The 25791-nt window shown below is 47.5% G+C and carries 20 protein-coding genes; 10 read left to right on the top strand and 10 right to left on the bottom strand.

Features of this window, described 5'->3' with window-relative positions; translation table 11 throughout:
- Positions 1 to 617: 617 nt before the first annotated feature.
- Together NG796_RS19065 and NG796_RS19060 are read right to left on the bottom strand one after the other, a co-directional pair.
- A complete protein-coding gene (locus NG796_RS19065; protein ID WP_261208476.1) occupies positions 618 to 3038 on the bottom strand; it encodes a sucrose synthase in 2421 nt (806 codons plus the stop codon).
- A 164-nt stretch (positions 3039 to 3202) separates the two neighbouring features.
- Entirely contained in the window at positions 3203 to 3418 is a 216-nt protein-coding gene (locus tag NG796_RS19060) for a hypothetical protein (RefSeq protein WP_261208475.1), read from the bottom strand.
- 626 nt (positions 3419 to 4044) lie between these two features.
- Between NG796_RS19060 and NG796_RS19055 the strand changes: the two genes are divergently transcribed.
- The gene (locus NG796_RS19055; RefSeq protein WP_261208474.1) at positions 4045 to 4380 is read left to right on the top strand and encodes a WGxxGxxG family protein; all 336 of its coding nucleotides are present in this window, start codon (positions 4045 to 4047) and stop codon (positions 4378 to 4380) included.
- 367 nt (positions 4381 to 4747) lie between these two features.
- On the opposite strand, the gene tkt is transcribed toward NG796_RS19055, so the two are convergent.
- From tkt to acpP, 3 genes are all read right to left on the bottom strand, one after another.
- Positions 4748 to 6778, bottom strand: coding sequence for a transketolase (gene tkt, locus NG796_RS19050; protein WP_261208473.1), 2031 nt, complete (start codon positions 6776 to 6778; stop codon positions 4748 to 4750).
- Positions 6779 to 7038: 260 nt separating this feature from the next.
- Positions 7039 to 8289 (bottom strand): beta-ketoacyl-ACP synthase II, encoded by a 1251-nt coding sequence (fabF, locus tag NG796_RS19045; protein ID WP_261208472.1) that lies wholly within the window; start codon positions 8287 to 8289, stop codon positions 7039 to 7041.
- Between the two features lie 60 nt (positions 8290 to 8349).
- On the bottom strand, positions 8350 to 8601 hold the full coding sequence (acpP, locus tag NG796_RS19040; protein ID WP_261208471.1) for an acyl carrier protein: 252 nt from the start codon (positions 8599 to 8601) through the stop codon (positions 8350 to 8352).
- Positions 8602 to 9354: 753 nt separating this feature from the next.
- On the opposite strand from acpP, the gene NG796_RS19035 reads away from it, so the two are divergent.
- The 3 genes from NG796_RS19035 (at position 9355) to glmS (ending at position 13527) form a co-directional block, all read left to right on the top strand.
- Positions 9355 to 10260, top strand: coding sequence for a CoB--CoM heterodisulfide reductase iron-sulfur subunit B family protein (locus NG796_RS19035; RefSeq protein ID WP_261208514.1), 906 nt, complete (start codon positions 9355 to 9357; stop codon positions 10258 to 10260).
- A gap of 778 nt (positions 10261 to 11038) precedes the next feature.
- Positions 11039 to 11284, top strand: a complete 246-nt coding sequence (gene psaC, locus NG796_RS19030; protein WP_007355303.1) for a photosystem I iron-sulfur center protein PsaC — start codon at positions 11039 to 11041, stop codon at positions 11282 to 11284.
- A gap of 335 nt (positions 11285 to 11619) precedes the next feature.
- The gene (gene glmS / locus NG796_RS19025) at positions 11620 to 13527 is read left to right on the top strand and encodes a glutamine--fructose-6-phosphate transaminase (isomerizing) (protein ID WP_261208470.1); all 1908 of its coding nucleotides are present in this window, start codon (positions 11620 to 11622) and stop codon (positions 13525 to 13527) included.
- Positions 13528 to 13732: 205 nt separating this feature from the next.
- Here glmS and NG796_RS19020 read toward each other — a convergent pair whose 3' ends face one another.
- From NG796_RS19020 to NG796_RS19005, 4 genes are all read right to left on the bottom strand, one after another.
- Complete coding sequence (locus tag NG796_RS19020) at positions 13733 to 14998, bottom strand: serine/threonine-protein kinase (protein WP_261208469.1); 1266 nt, start codon at positions 14996 to 14998, stop codon at positions 13733 to 13735.
- Between the two features lie 368 nt (positions 14999 to 15366).
- Positions 15367 to 15561, bottom strand: a complete 195-nt coding sequence (locus NG796_RS19015) for a hypothetical protein (protein WP_261208468.1) — start codon at positions 15559 to 15561, stop codon at positions 15367 to 15369.
- Between the two features lie 108 nt (positions 15562 to 15669).
- Positions 15670 to 15792, bottom strand: a complete 123-nt coding sequence (locus NG796_RS19010) for a hypothetical protein (protein WP_261208467.1) — start codon at positions 15790 to 15792, stop codon at positions 15670 to 15672.
- Between the two features lie 30 nt (positions 15793 to 15822).
- Positions 15823 to 18354, bottom strand: a complete 2532-nt coding sequence (locus tag NG796_RS19005) for a tetratricopeptide repeat protein (protein ID WP_261208466.1) — start codon at positions 18352 to 18354, stop codon at positions 15823 to 15825.
- Between the two features lie 200 nt (positions 18355 to 18554).
- On the opposite strand from NG796_RS19005, the gene NG796_RS19000 reads away from it, so the two are divergent.
- Entirely contained in the window at positions 18555 to 18791 is a 237-nt protein-coding gene (locus NG796_RS19000) for a hypothetical protein (RefSeq protein WP_261208465.1), read from the top strand.
- A gap of 31 nt (positions 18792 to 18822) precedes the next feature.
- Here NG796_RS19000 and NG796_RS18995 read toward each other — a convergent pair whose 3' ends face one another.
- Positions 18823 to 19557: a Uma2 family endonuclease gene (locus NG796_RS18995; RefSeq protein ID WP_261208464.1), complete on the bottom strand. Its 735-nt coding sequence runs from the start codon at positions 19555 to 19557 to the stop codon at positions 18823 to 18825.
- Between the two features lie 287 nt (positions 19558 to 19844).
- Here NG796_RS18995 and NG796_RS18990 point away from each other — a divergent pair, with 287 nt between their 5' ends.
- From NG796_RS18990 to NG796_RS18970, 5 genes are all read left to right on the top strand, one after another.
- Complete coding sequence (locus NG796_RS18990) at positions 19845 to 20381, top strand: SWIM zinc finger domain-containing protein (RefSeq protein ID WP_261208463.1); 537 nt, start codon at positions 19845 to 19847, stop codon at positions 20379 to 20381.
- 27 nt (positions 20382 to 20408) lie between these two features.
- Entirely contained in the window at positions 20409 to 21638 is a 1230-nt protein-coding gene (locus NG796_RS18985; RefSeq protein WP_261208462.1) for a tetratricopeptide repeat protein, read from the top strand.
- Positions 21639 to 21873: 235 nt separating this feature from the next.
- Entirely contained in the window at positions 21874 to 23595 is a 1722-nt protein-coding gene (locus tag NG796_RS18980) for an SWIM zinc finger family protein (protein WP_261208461.1), read from the top strand.
- Between the two features lie 333 nt (positions 23596 to 23928).
- Positions 23929 to 24243, top strand: a complete 315-nt coding sequence (locus NG796_RS18975) for a Mo-dependent nitrogenase C-terminal domain-containing protein (protein WP_261208460.1) — start codon at positions 23929 to 23931, stop codon at positions 24241 to 24243.
- Positions 24244 to 24477: 234 nt separating this feature from the next.
- Positions 24478 to 25611, top strand: a complete 1134-nt coding sequence (locus tag NG796_RS18970) for a site-2 protease family protein (protein WP_261208459.1) — start codon at positions 24478 to 24480, stop codon at positions 25609 to 25611.
- The last annotated feature ends 180 nt before the right edge of the window (positions 25612 to 25791 follow it).

Genomic DNA, 25791 nt, shown 5'->3' with positions numbered 1-25791 from the left:
CAATACACCCTTAGCACCATAGACCAATATTTACGAGATGTAAATGGTCGTCTTAGGCCAAATTTGGGGGTCTGATAGGATACCCCTGGGTTACTCTCTTTGATTGATGTTGAGTCACTGGATCTGGAACGACCCCTCCCCGACTGTTTTTTAATCCCGAGTCACGAGAAGGAACAAGTGATTGTCTGGATCCTTCTGGATTCGGATCAGTGTCAGTTGTTTTGGATTATACCCAAATTTCCCGAAATTGCTATCACGGGTAGTTCCAAGACTTAGGCAACTGTCGATTTTTTGGCGGTCACGTTTTTATGGGAATTTTTAAATACTTTAGTGAGAACGAGATTTGCGAATTTCAATGCCAAGTATGAAGGGGGCGGGTGGTTATAGTGAGGATTGCTCTACTCGAACCTGAAGGGGTGATGAAGGGACACTCAGTCAGCGGATCGTGATAGGGGACCAGGATACATCCGGGGGTCCCCCAAAAAGGGATGAATCTTGAGAATTAAGAATTAATCTAATTAACCTGTTAAGGGTTTAATTCTTCGTTCTCAAGTCTCAAGACTCACCCGTTCAAAAGAATCTAAGGGGCGATCGCCTAGAAAAATTCAGGACGCGGCCTAGCGGTCCCAATGTTGTTGCAATAACGCCTGCGCACGAGGCTTGTAAACTAGATAAAATAACGCCTCTAAGTAGCGCAACATATCTTCCCGGTTTTCCTTGGAGGTATAATTCCAAAACCCGTAAATTTTAGACAAAGACAACAGGCGGGTGGTATGAATCTTCCAAGTATAAGTCGTGTAAACCCGCTCGATCGCCCGCTGGGAAATTTCATCCCAATACTGGGGATTTTGCTCATGTTTGGACAGAAAGTCCAGCAGCTTCTGTGCAGTTTCTTCTAAATTCGTGGGGTTGATGTAGAATCCATTCACCTTATCCTGAATGATTTCTAACGGACCCCCAAACTGGGTGGCAAAGGTCGGCAACCCGGAAACCATCGCCTCTAAAATTGTGAGACCAAAGGCTTCAAATAAAGCCGGTTGCACAAAAATTCCCTTATGGTCACCAATCACTCGATACAGTTCCCCCGAATCACTCTTAGAGAGTCGAACCCCCAACCAGCGAATTTTATTATACAAATTGTATTGTTCAATGATGCCATACAATTTTTGCATTTCGCTGATTTCTTCCGTATCGGTAGAGTCTTCCGTTCGCAATTTACCCGCAACCAAAATCAGATTACAGCGCTTTTGCAATTCAGGACTCCGACCAAAACATTCAGCTAAACCTGTGAGATTCTTAATCCGGTCCAGTCGGGCGACGGAAAATAGAATGGGTTTGTTGGGGTCTTCTAGTTTTCCAAAAACTTGTGCGGGGTCATCTAGGGTAAAGAGCAATTCTTCTAGTCGTTCCCGGTTGGATGGGATGCGGTCTTGGGTGCGGGTGTAGGGAAAATAGACCGCTTCATTCACCCCAGGAGGGACGACGTTAAATTTAGGAGAAAATAACTCAATGCCGTTGACCACATGATACAGATCCGGCATGGTAAAACAGGCGTAGGATTCGTACTGACCCACGCTATCAGGGGTTCCCACAATCTCTTGATAGGTGCTGCTAATAATAAAGTTGGCAGCATTCATGGCGATCAAGTCAGCGGTAAACTGGAGAGAAAAGTGATATTGAGAGTCGAGGTCTTGCCAGTAGAGGTTACTGAACAGATACTTAGATTTTTCTAAGGCATGAGCGATGTTGCACTGGGTGACTTTCAGGCGACGTGCTAACAGGAATGCGACTAAGTTTCCGTCAGAATAATTGCCGACGATTAAATCAGGTTTGCCTTGAAATTCTGCCAAAAGTTCTTTTTCGGCATCAATGGCGTAGGTTTCTAAATAGGGCCAGATTTCAAATCGGGAAATCCAGTTTTGGGTCAGGTTAGGATTATGTTCGCGCAAGGGAACTCGCAGAATCCAACCATTATCGGTGCCGTGAATTTTTTCGAGGCGTTCGTTACAGCGAGTGCCATCAGCATTGGGAATTAACCGGGACAGGATGATGACTTTCGGATGAACGCCTAATGTATCTAATCCGCCCAGGTTAAATTCTTCTTGCAGTTGTTTTTCTAAACTGCGGGCCTGATCGAGGACATAGACAACTTGGCCGCCGGTGTCGGGTCGTCCGAGTACGCCTTCTTGACCAAACCAGCCATGAACGGAGACGAGGACGATACGAAAGATCATCGGAATCCGGGAGATGAAGGATTCCAGGACGGCATCGTTAGGGGAGTCGATGAGTTCGTCAAGAATTTCTAGGGTATCGCGGACGCGACCGGCAGTGTTACCCCAACCGGGTTCAAATCCTAAGATTTGCAGGTCAAACCGGAAGTTTTCAAAGGGTTCTTCTGGGGGCCGATCGCTGACGAAGGAGAGGGCTTGTTTGACTTTCTGGGACAATTCCCGCCGGTTTTTAATCCGTTGGTTAATGAGTAATTGCAGTCCATTATACTGATGCAAGCTCAAAAATTCATAGAGGAGTTCGAGAGTTTGCTCTGAGTCTTGGAATAATTTACTCGACAGGTAGCGATTGAGAAACTGAACTCCTTTGCCGATGTTTTTGGGGTCGCGAATGATGGGGGAGTAGTCGTAAAAGGGGGCAAAGTCTAGTTCGAGGACATCTCCCTCGTTGGGGTGGTGGTGATTGACGAGGCGATCGCGCAAATCTAGCAATTCCTGCACGGTCATGGGTTCTACGGTGAGATCCTCTAAGATCCGAAAGATTTCTTGAGAGGCAATCTTAGGCCGCACAATCATGCAGAGGCTTTCATTTTCCAGAATGATTTCTTGGGTATATAAAATCAATTTTCCGAGAGAGGAAGATTGATAAAAGTTTGAGGGTTTTTCATGGTGTGTACAGTAATCTGAGAAGGCGCGCACGATATCATTTCTCAAAAAATACTGCTGCCCTGTGGTGCGTAATTCGCTGGCAAACTGACGCAGATCGATTTTTTCGTCACATTTGAGGACGGATTGTATCAAGTCTGACATCCCATACTCCTTACTAAGTTCGATAAGTGAATGTGCTTTCCCTCAAATTAAAGGTCATAACTCTGGCGATCGCCTCTGTCTGTAGAGGAAGATATCTCGTGATCAACACTGGATAGAGTGGATAAAGCACGATTAACTGACTAACTATTATACCCGCTCGCCGATCAGGGGTTACGGTTGTAGCGGCGATCGGGTCCAATTGTGCGTCGGTTGGCGATCGCTTTTCCAGGAGATTCCTCGGGTTGAGCTTGAGGAAAGTGGCTTCCTCTCTGGCCTATTTTCCCTAAGAAACTGGGATTTCCCCTAGACTTAACCCGTTGTTTACTTGTCCCATCTGAGACCTGATATTTTCCCCAATTGCTCTGGAAAATTTCAGTCATTTATATTAATGCCCTCTCTTTCTACAACAACAAACCGGGGTAAACCCCTGCTTTTTTCTTGTCCTGCATACTTTCTTACTCGTTTAGGTTTTTTGTTTATAATTGATGGCATGGGAACTCTTGCTCTTCTCTCAGACTACAGCTCACCTGGTGATGATTCTCAGTTTTTAACGTCTAGCTAATTTTTATCTATTTCCTGTTTTTGTAGTGATATCAACCCTAGAGGGCTTTAATTTGGGGATGACATCGGATGTGAACCGAAGGAATTTCGTGCAAAGTTTAAATATCCGGGTAAAATTCACCCAAATCAAGAGGACCTCTGCGGTAGCGATCACTGAGTTTCTCGGCCTCTAAGGCAACAGCCCAAACCCTTTCACAGAGCAATGATGTAACCTATATAGTCCTGATTTAGGTGGCGATCGCCAGACCTACAACCCGAGCATCGTTCTGTCTCTAAATTTAAGTTTTAGGGTATTTTTCTTAGCTATATACGGCGTTTTGCCCTGGGTCTATTTCTTCAGGAATAACTGGGTTCTAATGGAGTTTCCATCTAAAGATTGATGCGCCTTCCTGGGATTGTCGATAGATTGGTTACAAGCAAGCAATGTTTAAGGAGACTCCTTTTTATGAAGAGTTCTAAATTGTCCACAATTTTAAGCGCCACTGTTCTCAGTGCAGGTTTAGCGATCGCACCTTCCATTTTACCGGCTTCCGCTCAAAGCACCCCCGGAACTCAAACGAGCCCGGACACTGAAACCCAAGAGGTTTATGAGACCCAAGAAGGGACTCGCAGCGTGGAAGAGGAAAATGATAATGGAGATTGGGGCTTACTAGGGTTGTTAGGCTTACTGGGTCTGGCTGGTTTAGCCGGTCGTAATCGCCACGAATCCCCTACTTATTATGCCGATCCCGCTCGCGATCGGGAAGAAGTAGCCGGTCGCTCCTCTACAACTTATCGCTAAACCTAGAAAAAGCTGGGAATTTTTGCCTAAGTTTTAATCAAGTTATAAATGCGGTAGCATCTTATCTGATGTTACTGCATTTTGTCTGGGACTCGAATTGAATCAATCCGGAATCCGGTTGTAGTAAGTCGCTAAAAATCTGCACCCTCAAGGGTGGAGCTATACAAACGTTAGCGCCGCCCTAACGGCGCGAGCTAAGAGAGAAAACCGACTGTTGACAACCGGATTTAGGATCACATAGAGTCTTGAGCCAGAATCGGGCTGGTCAAGACATAATAAAAAGGCTCCCTAGGATTAGAGAGCCTTTTTATATAGGATTAGGGGGTTATTCCCAAGAATAATCCCCTACGCTTTTTGTATATTATACTTAAAGCGCCGCTGCTTTGGCCGCAATATTATCGGCTGTATATCCAAACCGTTCCAAAGCGACCTCACCGGGAGAGGAAGCACCGAAGCGATCGACGCTGATTGAGGAACCTTGATCCCCAAAGTAACGGTGCCAGCCATAGCTAGAACCGGCTTCTACTACCAGACGTTTCTTAACGGCTTTAGGAAGCACGGATTCGCGATAAGCTTCGTCTTGTTCGTCGAACAGTTCGCAACTGGGCATGGAAACGACCCGGACTTTCTTCCCTTGTGCACGGAGCTTTTCAGCGGCTTCTACGCACAGGTAGAGTTCGCCCCCGGTTCCGATCAAGATGATGTCGGGAGTGCCTTCGCTATCGGAGATCGTGTAACCGCCTTTAGCAACTCCTTCAATGGAGGTTCCTTCCAGGTTCGGCAGGTTTTGGCGAGACAGGGCCAAGAGGGAAGGATAGGGATGATCGGCACCAATGCCTTTGGCTTTTTCTACGGCGACTTTGTAGGCACCAGAGGTTTCGTTACCATCTGCCGGACGTAGCACGATCAGGTCAGGAATGGCGCGCAGGGAGGGGATATGCTCGATGGGTTGGTGAGTCGGGCCATCTTCACCCAAGGCAATGGAGTCATGGGTCATGACCCAGATTACCCCAGCTTGAGAGAGGGCGGACAGACGAATAGCACCGCGCATATAGTCGGTAAACACCAAGAAGGTGGCACCGTAGGAGATTAAACCGGAACCATGTAGGGCGATACCGTTGCAGATGGCACCCATGCCATGTTCGCGGACGCCGAAGCGAACGTTACGGTTTTCGTAGGCTCCTTTTTGGAAATCTTTGGAGGATTTCAGTAAGGTTTTGTTGGAGGGGGCTAAGTCAGCGGAACCACCGATCAGGTCGGGGAGGACGCCAGCGATCGCATTCAAGCAGTTACCGGATTGGTTCCGGGTCGCATCCGCTTTCTCACCGGGTTTGAAGGTGGGGAGGGATTTATCCCAGCCGTCGGGGAGTTTGCCACTCATCATCCGTTCTAAGACGGCAGCTTCTTCGGAATACTCGGCTTTGTAGCGAGTCCAGAGGCTGTTCCATTCTTCTTCATGTTTGGCACCGCGATCGACGGCTTTGCGGAAGTGGCCGAGGGCATCTTCCGGTACTTCAAACGGGCCATAGTTCCAGCCGAGGTGGTCGCGAGTGGCTTGGACTTCGGAAGCACCGAGGGCTGCACCGTGGACATCATGGCTGTTGGCTTTGTTGGGAGAACCGAAGCCGATGGTGGTGGTAACTTTGATTAAGGTTGGCTTGTCGGTGACGGTTTTGGCTTCAGCGATCGCCTTGGCAATGGCTTCTAGGTCAGTGTTGCCGTTTTCGACGTGGAGGACGTGCCAGCCGTAGGATTCAAAGCGCTTGCTGACATCTTCGGTAAAAGAGATGTCGGTGGAACCATCAATGGAGATGTGGTTGTCGTCGTAGAGGGCGATCAGTTTACCCAATCCCCAGTGACCGGCTAACGAGCAAGCTTCACCGGAAATCCCTTCCATGTTGCAGCCATCACCCAGAATGACATAGGTGTAATGGTCAACGATGGTGAGGTCGGGTTTGTTAAATTTCGCGGCAAGGTGGGCTTCAGCCAGGGCCAAACCGACGGCATTGGCAATTCCTTGGCCGAGGGGTCCGGTGGTGACTTCGACACCTTCGGTTTGGAAGTTTTCGGGGTGACCCGGAGTTTTGGATTCCCACTGACGGAATTGTTTGAGGTCCTCTAACTCTAAGCCTCTGTAGCCGGTGAGATACAGGAGGGCATACTGAAGCATACAGCCGTGGCCCGCAGAGAGGACGAAGCGATCGCGGTTAAACCACTTGGGGTTTTTGGGGTTGAACCGCATAAACTGATCCCACAGAACGAACGCCATTGGCGCTGCACCCATTGGTAAACCGGGGTGACCCGAGTTGGCTTTTTCGACAGCATCGATCGCCAGGAAGCGGATGCTGTTAATACAGAGTTCTTCGAGAGATTGTTTGGTTGGAGCAGATACGGCCATAGTTTCTTTTGTCTAAAAATGAGGGTCTGTTGTCTAAGCTTGGTCTGGTAATGCAGGACGATTGGGGGTGATGAGCGAAAGTCAGCCCCTCGCGATCGCCCCAAACAGGTAATCCCATGATCCCATTACCCGGATCGATGGGCAAGGGTCAAGTGACAAGGTGTGACTCTGGAGAATGAAACCCGCTATCTGTGGGCTTAACCGTTCCGGTGAAACTCAAAAACAAACTTCATCCAGCCACCTTGTCACATGGAGACCCTTTACTGATATTTGGCAAAGGCTAGGGTGACGTTATGTCCCCCAAACCCGAAGGAATTGGAAAGTGCGACATTCACCGAGCAATCCCGGCTGTGATGGGGCACATAATCCAGGTCACACTCGGGATCTGGATTCTCTAGGTTAATGGTCGGTGGCACTTTATCATGGGCGACTGCCATGACGGTTGCTACGGCTTCAATGCCGCCCGAACCCCCTAGCAAATGCCCAGTCATGGACTTTGTAGAGCTGACTGCTATCTTGTAAGCATGGTCTCCCAAAGCGTTTTTAATCGCGTTGGTTTCGGTCTTATCGTTGGCAGTGGTACTGGTGCCGTGAGCATTGATGTAGCTCACCTGTTGCGGTGAGAGTCCGGCATCTTTCAGGGCGAGTAACATCGCTCGTGTGGCCCCTTCACCACCGGGAACGGGGGAGGTCATATGATAGGCATCACAGGTCATGGCATAGCCTACCATTTCGGCATAAATTTTAGCCCCTCGTGCCAGAGCGTGCTCCAGTTCTTCGAGGAGTAAAATGCCCGCTCCTTCGCCCATCACAAATCCATCGCGATCGCGATCAAACGGACGGCAGGCATGAAGCGGATCATCATTCCGGGTGGAAACCGCCCGCGCTGCTGCAAACCCCGCAACGGATAGCGGTGTCACTGCCGCTTCGGTTCCGCCACAAAGCATCGCTTGAGCATATCCGCCTTGAATGAGGCGAAAGGCATCTCCCACGGCATTGGAACCGGCTGCACAAGCCGTCACTACACAAGAATTGGGTCCCTTAGCTCCGGTATGAATAGCCGTCAGCCCTGCCGCCATGTTGGCGATCATCATGGGCACCATAAATGGACTGCATCGGTCCGGTCCGCGATCGAGGTAGATCGTTTGCTGATCTTCCATGACTTTCATGCCACCGATGCCATTGCCGATGACGATACCCACCTGCTCGGCGCTGAGTTCATTAATCTCAAAACTCGCGTCGGCGATCGCTTGCTTACTCGCGGCGATCGCAAACTGAGCAAATCGATCCATGCGCTTGGCTTCTTTTTTTTCCAAGTAGTCATGGGGGTCAAATCCCTTCACCTCACCGGCAATCCGGCAGGAATGATTCGACGGATCGAACAGGGTAATGGGACCAATGCCATTACGTCCGCTCAACAACCCTTCCCAATAGTCCTGTAAGGTATTGCCGATCGGCGTAACCGCACCGAGACCCGTAACAACAACTCGTTTTCGTTCTAAGCTGGTCATGATTGCTGTATCTCTTGCTGCCACACCAAACACGCAGAATCCAGGTGAAAGCAGTCTGCTTTATGCTTTTGCTGCAACTTGGCTCTCGATGTAATTCACTGCCTCTTGGACGGTGGTGATTTTTTCTGCTGCTTCGTCCGGAATTTCAATATCAAAGTTTTCTTCTAATGCCATTACCAGTTCCACTGTATCCAGGGAATCAGCGCCGAGATCTTCGGCAAAGCTGGCTCCAGGGGTGACTTTATCCCCTTCTACTTCCAGTTGCTCCGTGACGATTTTCTTGACTTGGGAAAAAATATCTTCTTGACTCATGGGGATGTCCTCTTTGAATGCAGCAAATCATAACAAATTTGGGCTTGGGTGGGGCCGTTCTAACGTGCGATTGTCCCTGCCCGGTTTGGTCGGTCTGGCCCTTAGTCGTTTCTAAAACTCCTATGCCCGATGACTGGCTCAAGGCCGTTTTCCCATCTTATCTGAAAGATGCATCACCCACACGCGATTTCTGATTGTTTTCTTTGCTTGACAGAATGCTTATTTTTTTTCAATTGATAATTGAACCCTGACTCAGGACGAAGGACGAAGGACCTTACAAAAGTAGTTTTTTACGTTCAGGGGGATTTGCCTCACATTTAAAATCACCTCCGGTCCCCTCCCCTTGGCAAGGGGAGGGTTAGGGTGGGGTCCGGGTGATGTGGCTTTGCCATGTCACGAAGAAACTAGGTTGGACCAGCCTCCATATAGGTACTTAAACCTCCTTTGAGTGCCTGACGTGGCGGTAAGCGGAGCTATCCCGTAGGGAATTGCCACGCGAAGAGGACCCCACCCTAACCCTCCCCTTGCCAAGGGGAGGGGACCGGACGTGCAGTTAAGCGTAAAAACCCTACCGTTGTAAGGGACCAATGACCAATGACCAATGACCCTAGCCCCTTCTAAAATTAAGCTGCTATTAAGAAAGGACAGTGCAGCGCCCCACGCCACATCATCATAATAATAATAGAAGAAGCGATCGCCTTGAGCTCACTTACGGCGATCGCCTCCTACCGTCCTCTCAACTGTGCCACTGCCATGCCATCAGTTACCCTCAAATACGCTTACTTTCCCGGCTGTGTTGCTCAAGGCGCTTGCGGCGAACTCTATCAATCCACGGCAGCCTTAACCAAAGCCCTCGGTATTGAACTGCTGGAACTCAAAAAAGCCTCCTGCTGCGGTTCCGGCACCTTCAAAGAAGATTCCCGCCTCCTCGAAGATACGGTCAACGCCCGCAATATTGCCCTCGCCGAACAACTCAACCTCCCCTTACTCACCCATTGCAGCACTTGCCAAGGGGTCATCGGTCATGTGGATGAGCGTCTCAAGGATTTCCAAACCTCGGACCCCGCTTATGTCAACCAGATTAATGGGTTACTGGAAAAACAAAATTGTTCACCCTACCAAGGCACCACGGAAGTCAAACATCTATTATGGGCCTTAGTCACCGACTATGGTCTCGATGAACTCCAAAAACGAGTCACCCGCAAGCTGAGTGGACTCAAATGTGCAGCATTCTATGGTTGCTATCTGCTGCGCGCTCAAAAAACTATCCCTTATGATGACCCCTACCAACCGGAATCGATGGAAAATGTCTTTCGGACCGTAGGGGCCACACCAGTCTATTATCCGGGCCGCACCCAATGCTGTGGCTGGCCCCTCTCCAGCTATGCTACAGACCAAGCGTTCCAAATGGCAGGGAACCATCTGGATGAGGCGATCGCCGCTGGTGCAGATTGTTTAGTGACTCCTTGTCCCCTCTGTCACCTTAATTTAGACTCTCGTCAACCCGAGGTTGCTAAATTCATGGGTCATAAGTTAGATCTGCCGGTCCTCCATCTGCCGCAATTAGTGGCGTTAGCTTTAGGCATCCCCCCGAAAGCACTGGGATTAGATCGTCATGTAGTCTCTACGCGATCGGTTTTAGAAAAATTGGGACTCTAAAACCCATCCCATGTTCGTAGTAACGACTTCAGTCGTTCTCTTCGTTCGTAGTAACGCCTTCAGGCGTTATCCCCGTTTGTAGTAACGACTTCAGTCGTTCTCTTCGTTTGTAGTAACGACTTCAGTCGTTCTCTTCGTTTGTAGTAACGACTTCAGTCGTTCTCCCCGTTCGTAGTAACGACTTCAGTCGTTCTCCCCGTTTGTAGTAACGACTTCAGTCGTTCTCCCCGTTTTGAGGTTAAACAGGGTCCCCCTTTCTCCATGCGTTCTTAACCAAGAGAACGACTGAAGTCGTTACTACGAACTAAGAAAGAGAACGACTGAAGTCGTTACTACGAACTAAGAAAGAGAACGACTGAAGTCGTTACTACGAACGCCGGAGGGAACGACTGAAGTCGTTACTACGAACGCCGGAGGGAACGACTGAAGTCGTTACTACGAACACCGGAGGGAACGCCTGAAGGCGTTACTACGAACGGGGGAGTGGATTGAGCGCCCTTGAAGGGAGGTCCCTAGGAACTTGTGAAGATTTATTACAAAAAGATGAACCTAGGCGGGTTGGAAACGACTTAAGCCCGATCGCCAGTGCACCCCTCTAGTAAAAGCACCGGGCAATATATTACGATCTTTTAAGTTCTCGCTCCTTTTCTGAGAGGAGTAGGTAGGACTACGATAAACTAAGCCAAGATTTCGACAGCTTTAACCGTTACTCTAGCGGTTAAAGCGGCTATTACCAGATCCAAAAATTTGTTGAGAACACGTTGGGAGCTTATAATCCATGTCTCATGCCGTAAAAATCTATGACACCTGCATTGGTTGCACACAATGCGTTCGGGCTTGTCCCTTAGACGTTCTGGAGATGGTGCCCTGGGATGGCTGTAAAGCTGGTCAGATTGCCTCTTCTCCCCGGACCGAAGACTGTGTAGGTTGCAAGCGTTGCGAAACTGCCTGTCCGACCGACTTTTTGAGCATCCGAGTCTATCTCGGTGCTGAAACGACTCGCAGTATGGGTCTGGCTTACTAGAGATAGATGATTTGAAAGCACTTTGGGTTCAAGAGTGCTTTTAAAACATTTAGAGTTTAAATAGAAAGAGGGAGCTTTGCGCCCCTCTTTTTTCGCGTGAGGGTCTTCGGGCCAGGGGAACTCATTTCCGGAATCAGAGACTGGGCAGGGGAAGAGACTATCAACTTGCTGTAGGGGTTATTTGCATCCACGATCGCACTGTCGATTTCTGCTCATACCGGGCGATCGCCACTTGAGACGTTAGGAAACTATAAAGGGATGCAATTATAGCAGAAACAGCACGGAAAAACTAAAATTCTATCCATTGCACCGTATCGAGAGGAGTTAACGGATAAATGTGCGGAATTGTTGGCTATATTGGCACTCAAGCGGCGAAAGATATTTTACTCGCCGGATTGGAAAAACTAGAATATCGCGGTTACGATTCAGCAGGTGTGGCAACGATTTGGGACGGTAAACTTAATTGTGTCCGGGCAAAAGGTAAGTTGCACAATCTGCGAGAAAAAATCCAAGGCATTGACAATCCCGCTCAAATCGGTATCGGACATACTCGCTGGGCGACTCATGGTAAACCGGAGGAATACAACGCCCATCCCCATACAGACAATCATGCAAAAGTTGCGGTGGTTCAAAATGGGATTATTGAAAATTATCGGGAGTTGCGTGAGGAACTCAAGGGTAGAGGTCATGAATTTCGGTCCGATACGGATACAGAGGTCATCCCCCATTTAATTGCGGAGTTGATGACAGAACCGATGGTGGATGCACCGGGGTTTATGCCGTTAATCTCCCAGTTTTTCGAGGCGGTGCGCAAGGCGGTCAATAAGTTAGAAGGGGCATTTGCGATCGCGGTCATTTGTAGTGACTACCCCGATGAACTCATTGTCGCCCGACAGCAGGCCCCTTTAGTGGTGGGATTTGGACAGGGGGAATTTTTCTGTGCCTCGGATACTCCGGCAATCATGCCCTATACCCGGGCGATTTTGTCCTTGGAAAATGAGGAAATGGCCCGTTTGACGCCGTTAGGGGTGGAGGTTTATAATTTTGCAGGCGATCGCCTCAAAAAAACTCCCCGTCTCCTCAACTTGAACCCGGTCCTGGTGGAAAAACAAGGATTTCGCCACTTCATGCATAAGGAGATCTACGAACAACCGGCAGTAGTCCGCACCTGTTTGGAAGCCTATTTTAACCGGGAGTGGCAACCGGGGGATAATCAAGTTGCGCCCATTAATTTGGGGATTAATCCAGAACTATACCAGGATTTGCAACAGATTGAAATCCTGGCTTGTGGTACCAGTTGGCACGCCGGGTTAGTTGGAAAATACTTGCTAGAACAGTTGGCGGGAATTCCTACTTCGGTCAACTATGCCTCAGAATATCGCTATGCACCGGCCCCCTTGCGTCCCTACACCCTGGCGATCGGCATCAGTCAGTCGGGTGAAACGGCGGATACTCTGGCGGCCCTGGCAATGGAAAACCAGCGCCGAACGGGTCTTTCTGCTGCCTATCAAGCGCGACTGTTGGGGATTACCAATCGTCCCGAGTCATCCTTGGGTAACCTCGTCGGCGATATTATTAATACCCATGCCGGAATTGAAATCGGGGTAGCAGCAACGAAGACTTTTGTAGCGCAGTTGATGGCCTTTTATAGTTTAGCCTTAGACTTGGCCTATCAACGCAAAACCCTCCCAGAAGCGCGAATTGAGGAAATTATCCAAGGATTGCGCCAACTTCCGGTCCAAATTGAACAGGTGCTGAGTTCTCAAGAAGGTAGTATTGAGGAGTTGGCCCATGAATTTGCCGAGACTCAGGATTTCATCTTTTTGGGACGGGGGATTAATTTCCCGATCGCCTTAGAGGGGGCGTTAAAGCTGAAGGAAATCAGCTATATCCATGCGGAAGGATATCCGGCAGGGGAGATGAAACATGGACCGATCGCCCTTTTGGATGCGAAAGTCCCGGTAGTGGCGATCGCCATGCCGGGAACCGTCTACGAGAAAGTGATTTCCAACGCCCAAGAAGCAAAAGCGCGGGATGCCCGCCTGATTGGGGTCACGCCGCAAAATGGGTTTGACGCAGCAGAGATTTTTAACGATGTCTTACAAGTCCCCGTTGTAGACGAGTTGCTCTCACCTATTTTGGCCGTCATCCCGTTACAGTTACTCGCCTATCACATAGCAGCCCGACGCGGTTTAGATGTGGATCAACCCCGTAATTTGGCAAAGTCAGTCACGGTGGAGTAAATAGGAACAAGCCTCAAGTGAGAGAAAGCAGCCTTTTTTGAGGCTGCTTTTTTGTAAACAATTCGGAGATATAGCGGTTCCGGAACTACAGGCTGTCTTAGGAGTTATTTTCAAATCAGCTAACCGCAAGGCAATTCACCAGACTTTGACCCACAGAAATATGTCATACATTTTAAGAACCTCTGAGATTTTTATACAAAAACCCTTACAAGTAAGGATGAGAGAGAAGATGAGCCAAATCCAATCGAACGTACACCAACCAGATCCACAAAAAGGGGAGGTGGGCTTCTGATGCTTGGAGGCTAAAAGTAAGTTCCTCAAAGTCTAACCAATTCCCTCCCTTGCGCCATCCCACGCGATCGGCTAAAGCTTCCCAAATTTCCTGATTATAATCTCTCGTTCCCCCCAAACTTTGATAAATACACTTTTGCCGAGAAAACCCAAATCGTCCATTGCTATACTTTAACCACAGACGATCAATCGCTTGCAAATCCTCACCGGGGAAATTTTCAATATCTTCATCATCTAACCATCCCCCCTCTTCTTGTCCCGCCACCTGAAGCATAATTTTTGCCGTCTCTTCATCGGCTTCTCGCCATTTTCCAGCGGCTAATAACTGGGCTAACGGTCGATAAAAAGGAGAAATTGCTGCTATTTCCGGTTCCACATCCAACATTTTCAGCCACTCGGACACCGACTGCACGCGATCCTTGGGTTGTACCGCCATCCCCTGTTTAATTGCCTCTTGGACGGGGTAACTCACCCCCTGCGGAACCTTAAACCGATCCTTAACAGCCCGCATATATGAGGGCGGTGGACTCGAACCCTTCACCAAAGTTGCTAAAGTGGCGGCTAAGGCATAAACATCTGTATATTCCCCGCGCTGTGCCTGTTCATCATACTGTTCAATCGGTGCAAAAGCTGGAGTCAAGGCAAACGTATGAGTTTGAGTGACCCCAGGTATAAACTCCCGAGCAATGCCAAAATCGATTAATACTGCCTCATCTTGTTCTGCCCTCAGCATAATATTATGAGGCTTCAAATCCCGATGCAATAGCCCCTTTTCATGGACTACCATCAACGCCTCACCTACTTGGCGGATATAACGTAATGCCTCCAATTCGCTCAGGGGTCCATATCGCTTAATTCGCTGCCCTAAATCCATCCCCTGAATGTATTCCATAACAATACAGGGCAATCCCTCATGGTGAAAGACATTTTCAATCTGGACAATATGAGGATGGCGACAAATTGCCAAACGCAGGGCTTCATCTTTAAAATCTCGTAAATACTTATCTCGATATTCGGCATATTCAGGATTGGTCATCACCTCATCTTTGAGGGTTTTAATCACCCAAAGCTGACCCCGCTGATTTTGGGCTAAATAGGTGATGCCCAGTCCACCCTTGCCGATTTGTTTGTCGATTATAAAGCGATCGCCATAGAGACACTGACCTGATTGCCAAACCATAAGCCTTAAGACAAGATAGACACCCAATAGTATTCTACTCCCCCTGATCCGCCCTGTTGCTAAGATTGCAGCAACTTGACGCGGCGATCGCATCTCAGGATGATTCGCTCAATGGACTGAAGAGGTGACCCCTAGGCTACAATGATGATACAGCAAAGAATTTGCCCAGTTTATCTCACTAAAATTTTACCATTTGTTCTCAATCAGGTCAATAAATGACAACAATTTACGCAATTCCCAGACTTTTATCTCAATTCTATAAAAACTGTTCAATATCTCATGCGACTTGCCAACATCGGGTTAAGAAACCCGGTTTCTAACCCTTGAAATTCGACCGCGATCCGTAACCCCGGATGGTCCCTATGGGTTTACAAATATTCTTCATCTACGCAAATCTCTTCCGGGGGAATTTTGACAATTTTTCCATCCTGCCAGACTACAATCGGACGTCCCAATTGTGTGTGAAGCAAAAAGGCACGATTGGCGGCAACTTTTAAAGCGCGATCAATCAGAGTTCTTTCCTCAAAGATTTCAGAGATTGATTTTGACGGTTGTTCGTTCATGGGTTAAATTCTCCTGTAATCCTCTCCCAGGTTTCAGCATCATGAATGGTTTCCTGAATATCCCGGATGCCACTGGCAATAATTCTAGCACCGGCAGGATTAGAATTGTCATAAAAAGGTCAAATAATCTTCGGCAATTGCTTCATTTCCGCGTAGTCGCTCAAGTAATGCCATATCAAAATAAGTGGTGGCAATATGCAAAGTTGAGCTTAATTCTGTACTCCAATCCAAAGATTGCTGATACAGATGCTCCGCCTCATCCTAGTTGCTGCGTTTTTGCTGGATATCTCCCAACGCTCGCCAAACGGCTGCCGCCATCCCGGAGTGATCGCCCAATTCGGTATGAACTTCCAAAAATTGCCGATACAGACGCTCCGCTTCATCCAAGTTGCCGCGTTTTTGCTCGATAGAACCCAAGAGTCCCCAAATGCCTGCCATCCCGGAGAGATCGCCCAATTCAGTATGAACTTCCAAAGATTGCCGATACAGACGCTCTGCCTCATCCAAGTTGCCGCGTTTTTGCTCGATAGAACCCAAGAGTCCCCAAATACCTGCCATCCTGGAGTGATTGCCCAATTTGATAGTCAATTCCAAAGATTGCCGATACAAACGCTCCGCCTCATCCAAGTTGCCGCGTTTTTGCTCGATATAACCCAAGAGTCCCCAAATGCCTGCTATCCCGGAGAGATCGCCCAATTCGGTATGAACTTCCAAAGATTGCCGATACAGACGCTCTGCCTTATCCCAGTTGCCGCGTTTTTGCTCGATAGAACCCAACAGTTCAAGTGCAGCAGCAATGTTTTTTCTCTTATTTTTCCCTGGGGCAATTTTTAAAGATTTAAAAAGATATTGTTCTGCTTCATTCCAATTTCCCACATCGTAATGGACTTGCGCTAACCCTATTAATCCCTCTACTTTATCGTAATTTTGATTTAAATTTGCCTCTTCTAAAACAACATTTTCTAATAACTTTGCCTTGCCCAAGCGGATGCCGTAATTCACTAGAGTCATTCCCAATTCATCTACCTTACTTTCATCACCCAGGTGAAATGCAAACATTAAAGATTCATTTAATGGACTAAGCTCTTGTAAACTTTGGGGGATTTGAAAGCTGGTAGTAGAGTGAAACAATGGATTTACTCGTTGAAATAGCTGAGGGAGTCGTGCGGATTCGCGCCCCATAAAATCTGCAATTACTTGATGCAAGTCATAAAATAGCTCACACTTTTGCTCGTCATAACGCATCTGGACCAGACTGCTGTTGACTAAGCCCTCGACTATCAACTCGGTTTCGGTAATTTCTTTATCTGTAAACTGAATCGGTTGATTAGACGAGACAGCGATGGTTAAAAGCTTATGAGTTTCCCATTCATCTTGATACAATCGCAAAAATGTCAATCCTCGCAGATCCGTTGCCACGCGCAAGACGCACATTCGCCGCAATAAGTCTAAACCTGCCTCACTTTGTCGTTCTAGTTGGACTTGCAGTATGGGTTCTGCTTTTTTAGTAACGAGTTCCGGATGTTTCCGCAGATAACCCGGTTTACCTCTGGCAACTGCTGCTAATTGAGTCAGCAAAAAGACATGGCCCTCGACTCGCTGGGATACCCAACGCAAATCTTCCTGCTTATCTTTTAGCTGACGCTGCCTCAACAGTTCTACTCCGGCGTCAATCTCAATCCCTTTTAGCGAGTACACAAACACCAAATCGGGATCGGGTTCCGTACCTTCGCAGCGACTATCAGCCAAATCAACGGGGAATTCTCGACTGGTGAGAATCAGGGTTGAGCAATGATAGCTGTAAACAAAAGCATGAAGCAACTCCCCCCATTCTGGAGACAGCGCTTTACCGCAGTGGGGATGGTGAGCGGGGTGTAAAATATCTTCCAGGTTATCCAGCACGACTACGCTACGCTGTTTTGTCAACCCCTCCAGAATTTTGGTGATTTTTTCCCCTGCGGTTTTCAGGGGTTCTGGGGTTTCGATGTCTAATCCCCGCAGGAGAAACTCTGCCACGGCATCAAAACTGGTCCCTTGGTAGGTTTTTAAATACAATGCTTTCTGATAGGGACAGGTGGCGGTGAGGGTAGGCGGTTGCAACTGCACCCCCAAGGTTTCCAGGAGTTTCACCGCTAAACTGGTTTTGCCGATGCCCCCTTGTCCAGTCATCGTCAGCACTTTCGGGGGAGTTTCGGGGGCGAGTAATTTGGTTTTTAACTCCTGTAACAAAGCATCGCGCCCCACCCATACGGGGATTTCAGCGATGGTTTCCAGTCCCACGGTTTGGATCCCCTTGCTCTGGGGTGGTGGAGGCGGCGTTGTATCTCGATTCGTTTCCACTACAGGGGAAACCGATCCACTTTGACTGTCGCGAGATTGGGGCGATTGTTTCTCGTCCCACAGTTGCTCTAGTTGTTGCAGGTTCTCCTCTTTATCTTGACTCCACAATTTTAGGTTAAATATCCAATCCTCAGATCCTTTTATGGGGGCGCGGTTATCGTCCAAGATGCCAAGGAAATCTCTGAGGCAATAGGTGAGGAGTTCGCCGATAGTGTTCCTGAGTTGCTTCTCAGATGTCTTGGGACTCGGTTTAAATCCGTTTTTATCCCCTACCAAATACCGCAGCGCTTGCAGAGTAGTATTGACGATGAGCAGAGTTTTATCTTTTTTATCCCACTTGACGTTCAGGTTGGGAATCCGATCTCTGTTGTTGAGTTCATAGTCTAACAATGCCTCAATCAGAAGCCTAGCTCGTATTTTGAAAGTATTGCCGTAAGAGTCTCTTTTGGCCATCGCTGCAAGGGAATGAGAGTAAAAACCGAGTTTTCGGGTTCCGGAATCGGAAAAAAGTTTCGGGAAAGTTTCGGGATCCCGATACCGAACCCCCTCCCCGAACCTATCCGAATGTTTGTAGTATAGTGCTTTCGGCGCTTCCTTGCTTTCGGGGATACCCGAAATTTTACAACTGCATTATCGAATTTGAGGATAAGGTAATGCAGATTTCTAAGCGCACTCGGTCAATTATTGTGGAAGCAACGGCAACGATTGTGATCGGATTGATTCATGAGGGGGCCGGAGTTGCTCTCACCTATGGACTCGCATTCTGGCATATTCGCTATGACAAGGCGATGCCGGTGCAGCAGGACAGTAGGATCCAACGGGTCACCCGTCGGGTAGCGATCGCCCCCGGGGTGGAGGAGAAAAACCAGGTATCGGAACATGAGCAATAGGGGCGATCGCAGTCCAATCTTAATCCCAGAATCAAGCATTAGGGGATGATTCAGCCGAATCTTCTCCTAATACTTGCACAAACCCTTGATGTTCCGGAGAACTGATTCCTTGTTGCAAAATTGTCAAAACTTGCTGCATATTCCCTTGGATGAGATTAGGAATATCCAACCCCAATCCGGGGAAGACTTGCGAACGGATTATCCCTTGCTCATCGGGTAATACGGATACATAATCGCCGTCTTCTAACCGAAACCACTCAATTTTTTCATCAAAAACTTGCCAAATAATATATTCTTTCACCCCATTGCGGCGATAGGCTCGTTTTTTATCCCCCAGGTCAATAGCGGCGCTACTGGCGGCAATTTCAGCGACGAGTTCCGGTGCGCCTTGGATGTATCCCTGTTCGTCAAGGGTGGATTGTCCGCCGTTTTCGGGACTGATTAATAAGACGCCATCGGGTTGGGGTTCGTTGTCTAAATCTAGGCGCACTGTGGGTTCAATTCCCATCTGAACTTGGGGGGTGGCAATTTTATAAGTCCACAACCACCCGATTAAGTCACCATGAGGTTCGGCATGGGACCGAAAGCGTAAGGGGGATGCCATATAAACTACTCCTTCAATGAGTTCAGCTTTTTTGATATCAGGCATGGCGTGATAGCGGCGCTCAAATTCGGGACGAATTAAGCGATCGCCATTTTCTAAGGGGGGTAGGGAGTGAGTGAGTTTCACCTGAGAGGCGATCGCTTGAGGTTGGGTGGATGTCATAGCAATACTCTCCATTAGTGCAATACAAATTATACCTATGTGCTTTTAAGCAAAGGGCAGAAACTGCTTGGTTTCTATTGCTGGACCCTGCTTCTATGTCGATTCTTTAAAAACGATGCCTCTATGATAAACCGAATTGAGCGGGTCTAACAGCAGATGGTCCCCGTGAGTTGTGAATTGAGGGAGTACCGGCGCATCTTCCTGGGGAATTTAACCAGGCGATCGCCCAGGGAGTTTCTAGGGTAAAATCTGAGTTATCTATCCCATCCTATCACCAGCAGTTACTTATGAATTTAACCCAGTTGACAGTAGAAAACATTAAACAATTTGCCGATAATCCAGCTCAGTTTGAAGCGGGTTTATTGTGCTATGAAACGAGTTCTATAGATCAGTTTTATATGTCTGGTAAGCGAATTACAGCGAACGTGGGGACCCAAACGGGTCTTTACAGCGTAGAAATTCAAAGCGGTGGCGGCAAGGTTTCGGCGGATTGTACTTGTGGTGTTCAGGATGCGGTTTGTGAGCATCGGGTGGCGGTGTTGTTGTATGCGCTTTACGGTGACCCCAATGAATTGGTGGGGAATGATCCGGATAAAGTTGAGGCGATCGCCTCCGGTTCTTCTGTTGCCTCCTTTCCTGATGATTTGGAAGCGGCGTTGCGAGAGATGGGAGTTGATAAGTTAGTAGAAATAATACTGAAATTTGTAGATGAATTTCCCGAGGTACGTCATCTGTTGTTGTCTGAGGTAACCCTATCCTCGGATCTTATTCATCTCCCACAAAAACCCGGGGGAATGGTGAGCAGACTCAAACAAGAGATTTAGACCTTTTTTGAGGAGACATATCAGAAGTTGATTGAGAAAGAAAGGTATGAAGAAGAGGAGCGATATTATGATGATTACTATGAGGAAGAGGATTATGATGAAGAAGCGAATTATCCCGACTTGGATGATGTATTCTCTATCATCCAAACCCTAGAATTGGCGGAGCAAATTGATGTTTTGTGGAAGGTGGTGACGGAGGCCAATCAATATTTTATCAAGGAAAAATATTTAATCGGCACTTATGAAGTGACAACGGCTATCGAGCTATTTGCCAAGGCCGTGGTCACGGTAGAAGTGCAGATGCCAGAAAAGCAAAGTTATATTGATTCTGTGCTAAATTTGCTCCAGTGGCAGATGTTCGAGAATGAGGAACTGGATAAAGTAATCAAAGATACTCTGGATCTGATTTGTACGATGCCGGAAGATTATCTATATGTGATTCAAAGCTTACCCAAATATAGCAAGGGTGAAAATACTCTCGATTGGATGGCGGACTTTTATCGCCGGTTGGGAGATGAGGAAAATTATATGCGGTTGCGTGAGGCCAATTTAAACCAGCCCTTTCAGTATGTGGAATTAGCCTCTTATTGGCGGGAAAAAGGGGATGTAGAAAAATATCGGACCACGTTAGAACGATGGGTCTCTACTGGCAGAAAGAACCATCTTGATTTAGGGGATAAAAGAAGCAATAATTATTATAAAATCCGCTTGCAAGACCAAAACATTCTCTCGGAGTTAACCAAGTTCTATCAAGAGCAAGGGGACTTAGAAAATCTCTATCGGCTGTTGATGCTGAAGTTGCAGGAAAATGGTTATTCTTTCGCGCTGTATCATCAACTCAAGGAAGTAGCAACGGGGTTACATCGGTGGGAACTGACCCGCCAACAGATCCTGGAAAGGGTGGCAGGTATTCCGAATCAGTTAGCGGAAATTTATTTAGAGGAACAAGAGTGGGACAAGGCGATCGCCTTATCGGAAACTTCTAATTGTGCGCAGTTTACGGATTTGAAAATTGCGGAGGCGGTGAAGGAACATCGTCCTCAAGCAGCGATCGCCATTTATGAGAAGGTAATGCTTAAGTATATCCAGAACAAGACGCGAGCGAATTACCAGACTGCCGCGATGTATGCACAGACGATCAAATCGATTTATCTGGATATCCTCAAAGATTCATCCGTGTGGCAGGGTTATATTGATCAGCTACGGCAGACTTATCGCAGTTATCGGGCGTTGCAGGATGAGTTTAAAGGGTTGTAGGGCATTCTCTGGGGGAGATGGGTCAATATGAGGGGTAAAGTGAATTGCAGCCAGAATGACCCCTCCCTGAGAAACTGGTTTGCGGGTATTTTGGCAGTGGAAACTGAATGGGTGGGGTGGAAACTTAGGTTTCTGGGTGAGTTTCTGGAGGGAAGTGGCGATCGCCCTGGGAGTTTCTAAGGTACGATCCGATTGGTGAATAAGATAAAAATATCAATACCGGAGGCAGCCACTCATGAAGTTAAACGATTTGACTATAGAAGAAATTACAGAATTTGCCGATAGTCCGGCTATTTTTGACCAAGGTCAACAGTGTTATGATAACGGAGCAGTCGAGCAGTTTTTTATGTCTGGAAAGGGAATTAAGGCGAAGGTTGAAGGGAAAACCGGCCCATATTCCGTAGAAATTCGCACAGGTAAGGGTAATCTAACTACAGATTGTACTTGTGCTTATTCGGGGGAGGTTTGTGAGCATATTGTGGCGGTGTTGCTGTATTCTCTTTTGGGTGATCCCGAGGCGGAGGATGACGATGAGTATGAAGAACCAATGATACCTCATCGCGGGATTCCGCTTACGCCGAATACATTCCAACAGTTATTAAGAGGAGAACTGTATCTTGAAGATGTATTTGACTTAATGGCACAAGCGGAACGCTTGAACAATGTGATTCCCTTTCCTAACTCCAAAAAAATGACGGTGACGGAGTTGAAACAGGAAATTCAAGAGTTTTTTGAGGCCGTCCAAAGCGAGGAAGAGGAAGCTGGGAATCCTTTTAATCATGGCTTTTTTGCTCTAAACCAATCTAAATTGCCTAACTTAAATTCGGTGTTTGCCCAAGTGAAGCATCTCACCTTAGAAAAACAGATTGATGTGCTGTGGTATGTAGTGACTTCTGGGAACTTGATTTTTAGTCAGACGGGGACGGTTTTTGGGGAGGTGGAGATTGCTGAAGCGGTGGAGTTGTTTGCCCATTGTGTCATGGCCTTAGAACTTGAGATCCCGCAGAAGGAGGTTTATTTGAATTCGGTGATTGCTTGTTTCGATTGGCCGATGTTCCTGAATGAAGAACTGGATCTAGCACTAAAGGAGGCGATGGATACCCTTTGTTCCACGGAGGAAGAGTTACGCTATGCGATCGCCACCTTAGAAACCATTGGCCTGGAAACGAATAGCCGAAAATGGGTAATGGATGCTTATCGCCAATTAGGAGATGAGCAGAACTTCATCCGATTATATGAGGAAAATCTGGAAAGGGCTGAACAATATTTAATGCTGGCGAATTATGTGGGTGAGGTGCAGGGGGATATCCCTAGGTCCATTGCGATTTTAGAACGGTGGATTACGGAACATACGCCCAAAACTGAAGATAACCTAGAGGATTGGGCCGATTTATATACTGAGGATTGTCTCTATACGAAAGAACTGTTAACTGAACTGACGCAGTATTACTATGAGCAAGGCGATCGCCCGAATCTGTATCGAATTTTCCTGCTGTGGCTGCGGATTGATGGTCTTTGCCAGGAATTGTATGATAAGATTAAGCCGGTGGCAATAGATTTAAATTGTTGGGAAGACTGCCAACGCCAAATGCATCTGTTCGCCCGGGATGATGCGGAAGTTCTCTCGGAAATATACTTAAAGCAGAAAAATTGGGATGCGGCCATTTCCTTGGCCCAGGCACCAGGTAGTCCAATCGCTGTGAAACAGGCAGTCGCCTCCAAGGTGAAATCCTCTCATCCAAAGGCAGCGATCGCCTTGTATGACCAACTGGTCCATCACTCTATTCAAAAGAAAAACCGCACGAACTATCAAAGTGCGGCCAAGTATGCCAAGCAGATCCGAGAGATTTATCTATCTATTCTGAATTGTCGATTCGAGTGGGAAGATTATCTATCCGACCTCCAGCAGCAGTATCTACGCTACCGGGCTTTACAAGAAGAGTTGCAAAAGTTGTAAGACGCAGAGCACCCGACTGTCAAGACTTCTCCCCGGGTGTTACTCAGGGGGGAGTTAGTTGAGCAACGAGCCTTTAACCCGGACTGCGGCTCTCTATCTTTGGGATGAGACAGCAAACTTTTGACGGAGAGAGGGTTTCAGAGTTTTTCTGTGACCGCGAATGCACCGACAGGCCATTGACTCTCCCTTTGTTCGTATAATAAGGCCCGAAAACTCTATCTGACGAGGGTGGATTTTACTACTTTGGGAATGGGACAAACCTCGAATTCAGAGTTAATAATAAAACTATAAGAGAAAAAAACCTTCAGATATTCATGTCAAGGAAGAATCGTGATGTTTATTCTATCAAGCTTATTACCTGAATCTAAAACTACTTCTAAACTAGGGTTACATGATGTCCTCCTTCCCATCCGTAACTGGATCGATGGCATTGAAATTAAAAATCCTCAACAGGCGAAAGGCTTGTGCAAGCTAATTCCCGCCCAATGTCCATTTGAACGAGATATCCAGCTATTTGGACGAACTTTATTTCATATTCCACCCCTGTGTAAGCTCAATCCATTTTATGAGCAACTGGTATTTCTCCGGTTTCGGGCGCTCTGTTTCCTCGCCGATGAATGTGGCGAAGATGTCACGGCCTATTGTTAATCCTTTCTCCCTCACGGGTTGGTTTCTAAGGGTTCTCTCCCTTCAGCTTCAAGGGGGTTAGCTCCGGGAAACCCGTAAATTTACTCAGATTAAAATCCGGTTTCTCTAAGCCGAACCCCTAGGGACGGTTACTACGACTCAAGCTAGATTGACCGATTCGTTACATTTTGTTACAGTAGAAGAAATGAGAGGAAAAACACCGCCTCTCAATTGTTAATAAATGACGGAGCCAATATGAACGGCAACATTCGCATCGGCAACTTATTCGGAATCCCTTTTTATGTTAATCCCTCTTGGTTTTTAGTGCTGGCTTTAGTGACTTTTAGTTATGGCGGCGCACTGGCTGCTCAATTCCCCGCAATGGGGTTAATATTCCCCTGGATATTAGGATTGGTTGCGGCGTTGTTGCTGTTTGCTTCAGTCTTAGCCCATGAACTGGGACATAGTTTTGTAGCCATTCGTCAGGGAATTGAAGTGAAATCTATCACGTTGTTCCTGTTTGGGGGATTGGCAAGTTTAGAACGGGAGTCCAAAACCCCAAGTGAGGCATTTTGGGTAGCGATCGCCGGACCGGCAGTGAGCTTACTCTTGTTTGCACTCTTTAGTGCAGTGGCCTTAACAACGCCAGTTACAGGCCCAATCGCTGCGATTCTGGGACTGTTGGCCTCAATTAACTTAATGTTAGCCCTGTTTAACCTCATTCCAGGTTTACCCCTCGATGGGGGGAACATCCTCAAATCCCTCGTTTGGAAAATTACCGGCAACCCTTATAAAGGTGTAATCTTTGCGGGACGAGTCGGCCAAGCACTGGGCTGGATTGCGGTACTCCTCGGTGGGTTGGCGATCCTGGGAATCAGTAACATTGGTAGCTTCTGGACCTTGTTAATCGGGTTCTTCCTGATTCAAAATGCGGGAACCGCTGCCCAATCTGCCTCTATCCAAGATACGCTCTCTCACTATACCGCTGCCGATGCGGTCAATCCTAACAGTCCGATTGTCTCTGCGGAACTCTCTTTACGTGAGTTTGCTAACGAGTATATTATCGGTAGCAAAACCCAGTGGCGCAAGTTTTTAGTGACGGATGAGGCGGGATATTTAATCGGGTCGATCGCCGTGGATGATTTGAAGTTGATTTCTACCTCGGACTGGCCGAACACTCCGGTGAAAGAACTGATGAAAACCGTAGAATCTACGACTACCATCAAATCCAATGTCACCTTACTCGAAGCGATCGCCATTCTTGATGATCGCGAACTCTCCGAGTTACCTGTGATTAATGACAATGGTCTCTTAGTCGGACTCCTGGAAAAAGGTGAGATTGTCCGAAAGCTACAAAAACAAAAATCTAGCCAAACGAATCCGGCCTAATTCTTCGTCGGCTCTTAGCTTAACCTAACTCGGACCCGGTTTCTTTCCCGAAACCGGGTTTTTTTGTGTCCCTGATCTGTTCCCTTAACCCGCCCTTCTTTCAACAGAATTTTAAGGAGAATTTTAAAGCAACGAACCTTTTAACCCAGGGACTGTCTACCTATCAAGGATTTACGTCAT

Origin of the sequence: Laspinema sp. D2d (genome assembly GCF_025370755.1) — a bacterium.
Classification (GTDB): Bacteria; Cyanobacteriota; Cyanobacteriia; order Cyanobacteriales; family Laspinemataceae; genus Laspinema.
Note: the sequence above shows the minus strand (reverse complement) of the source record. Positions and strands in the feature narration are given on the sequence as shown.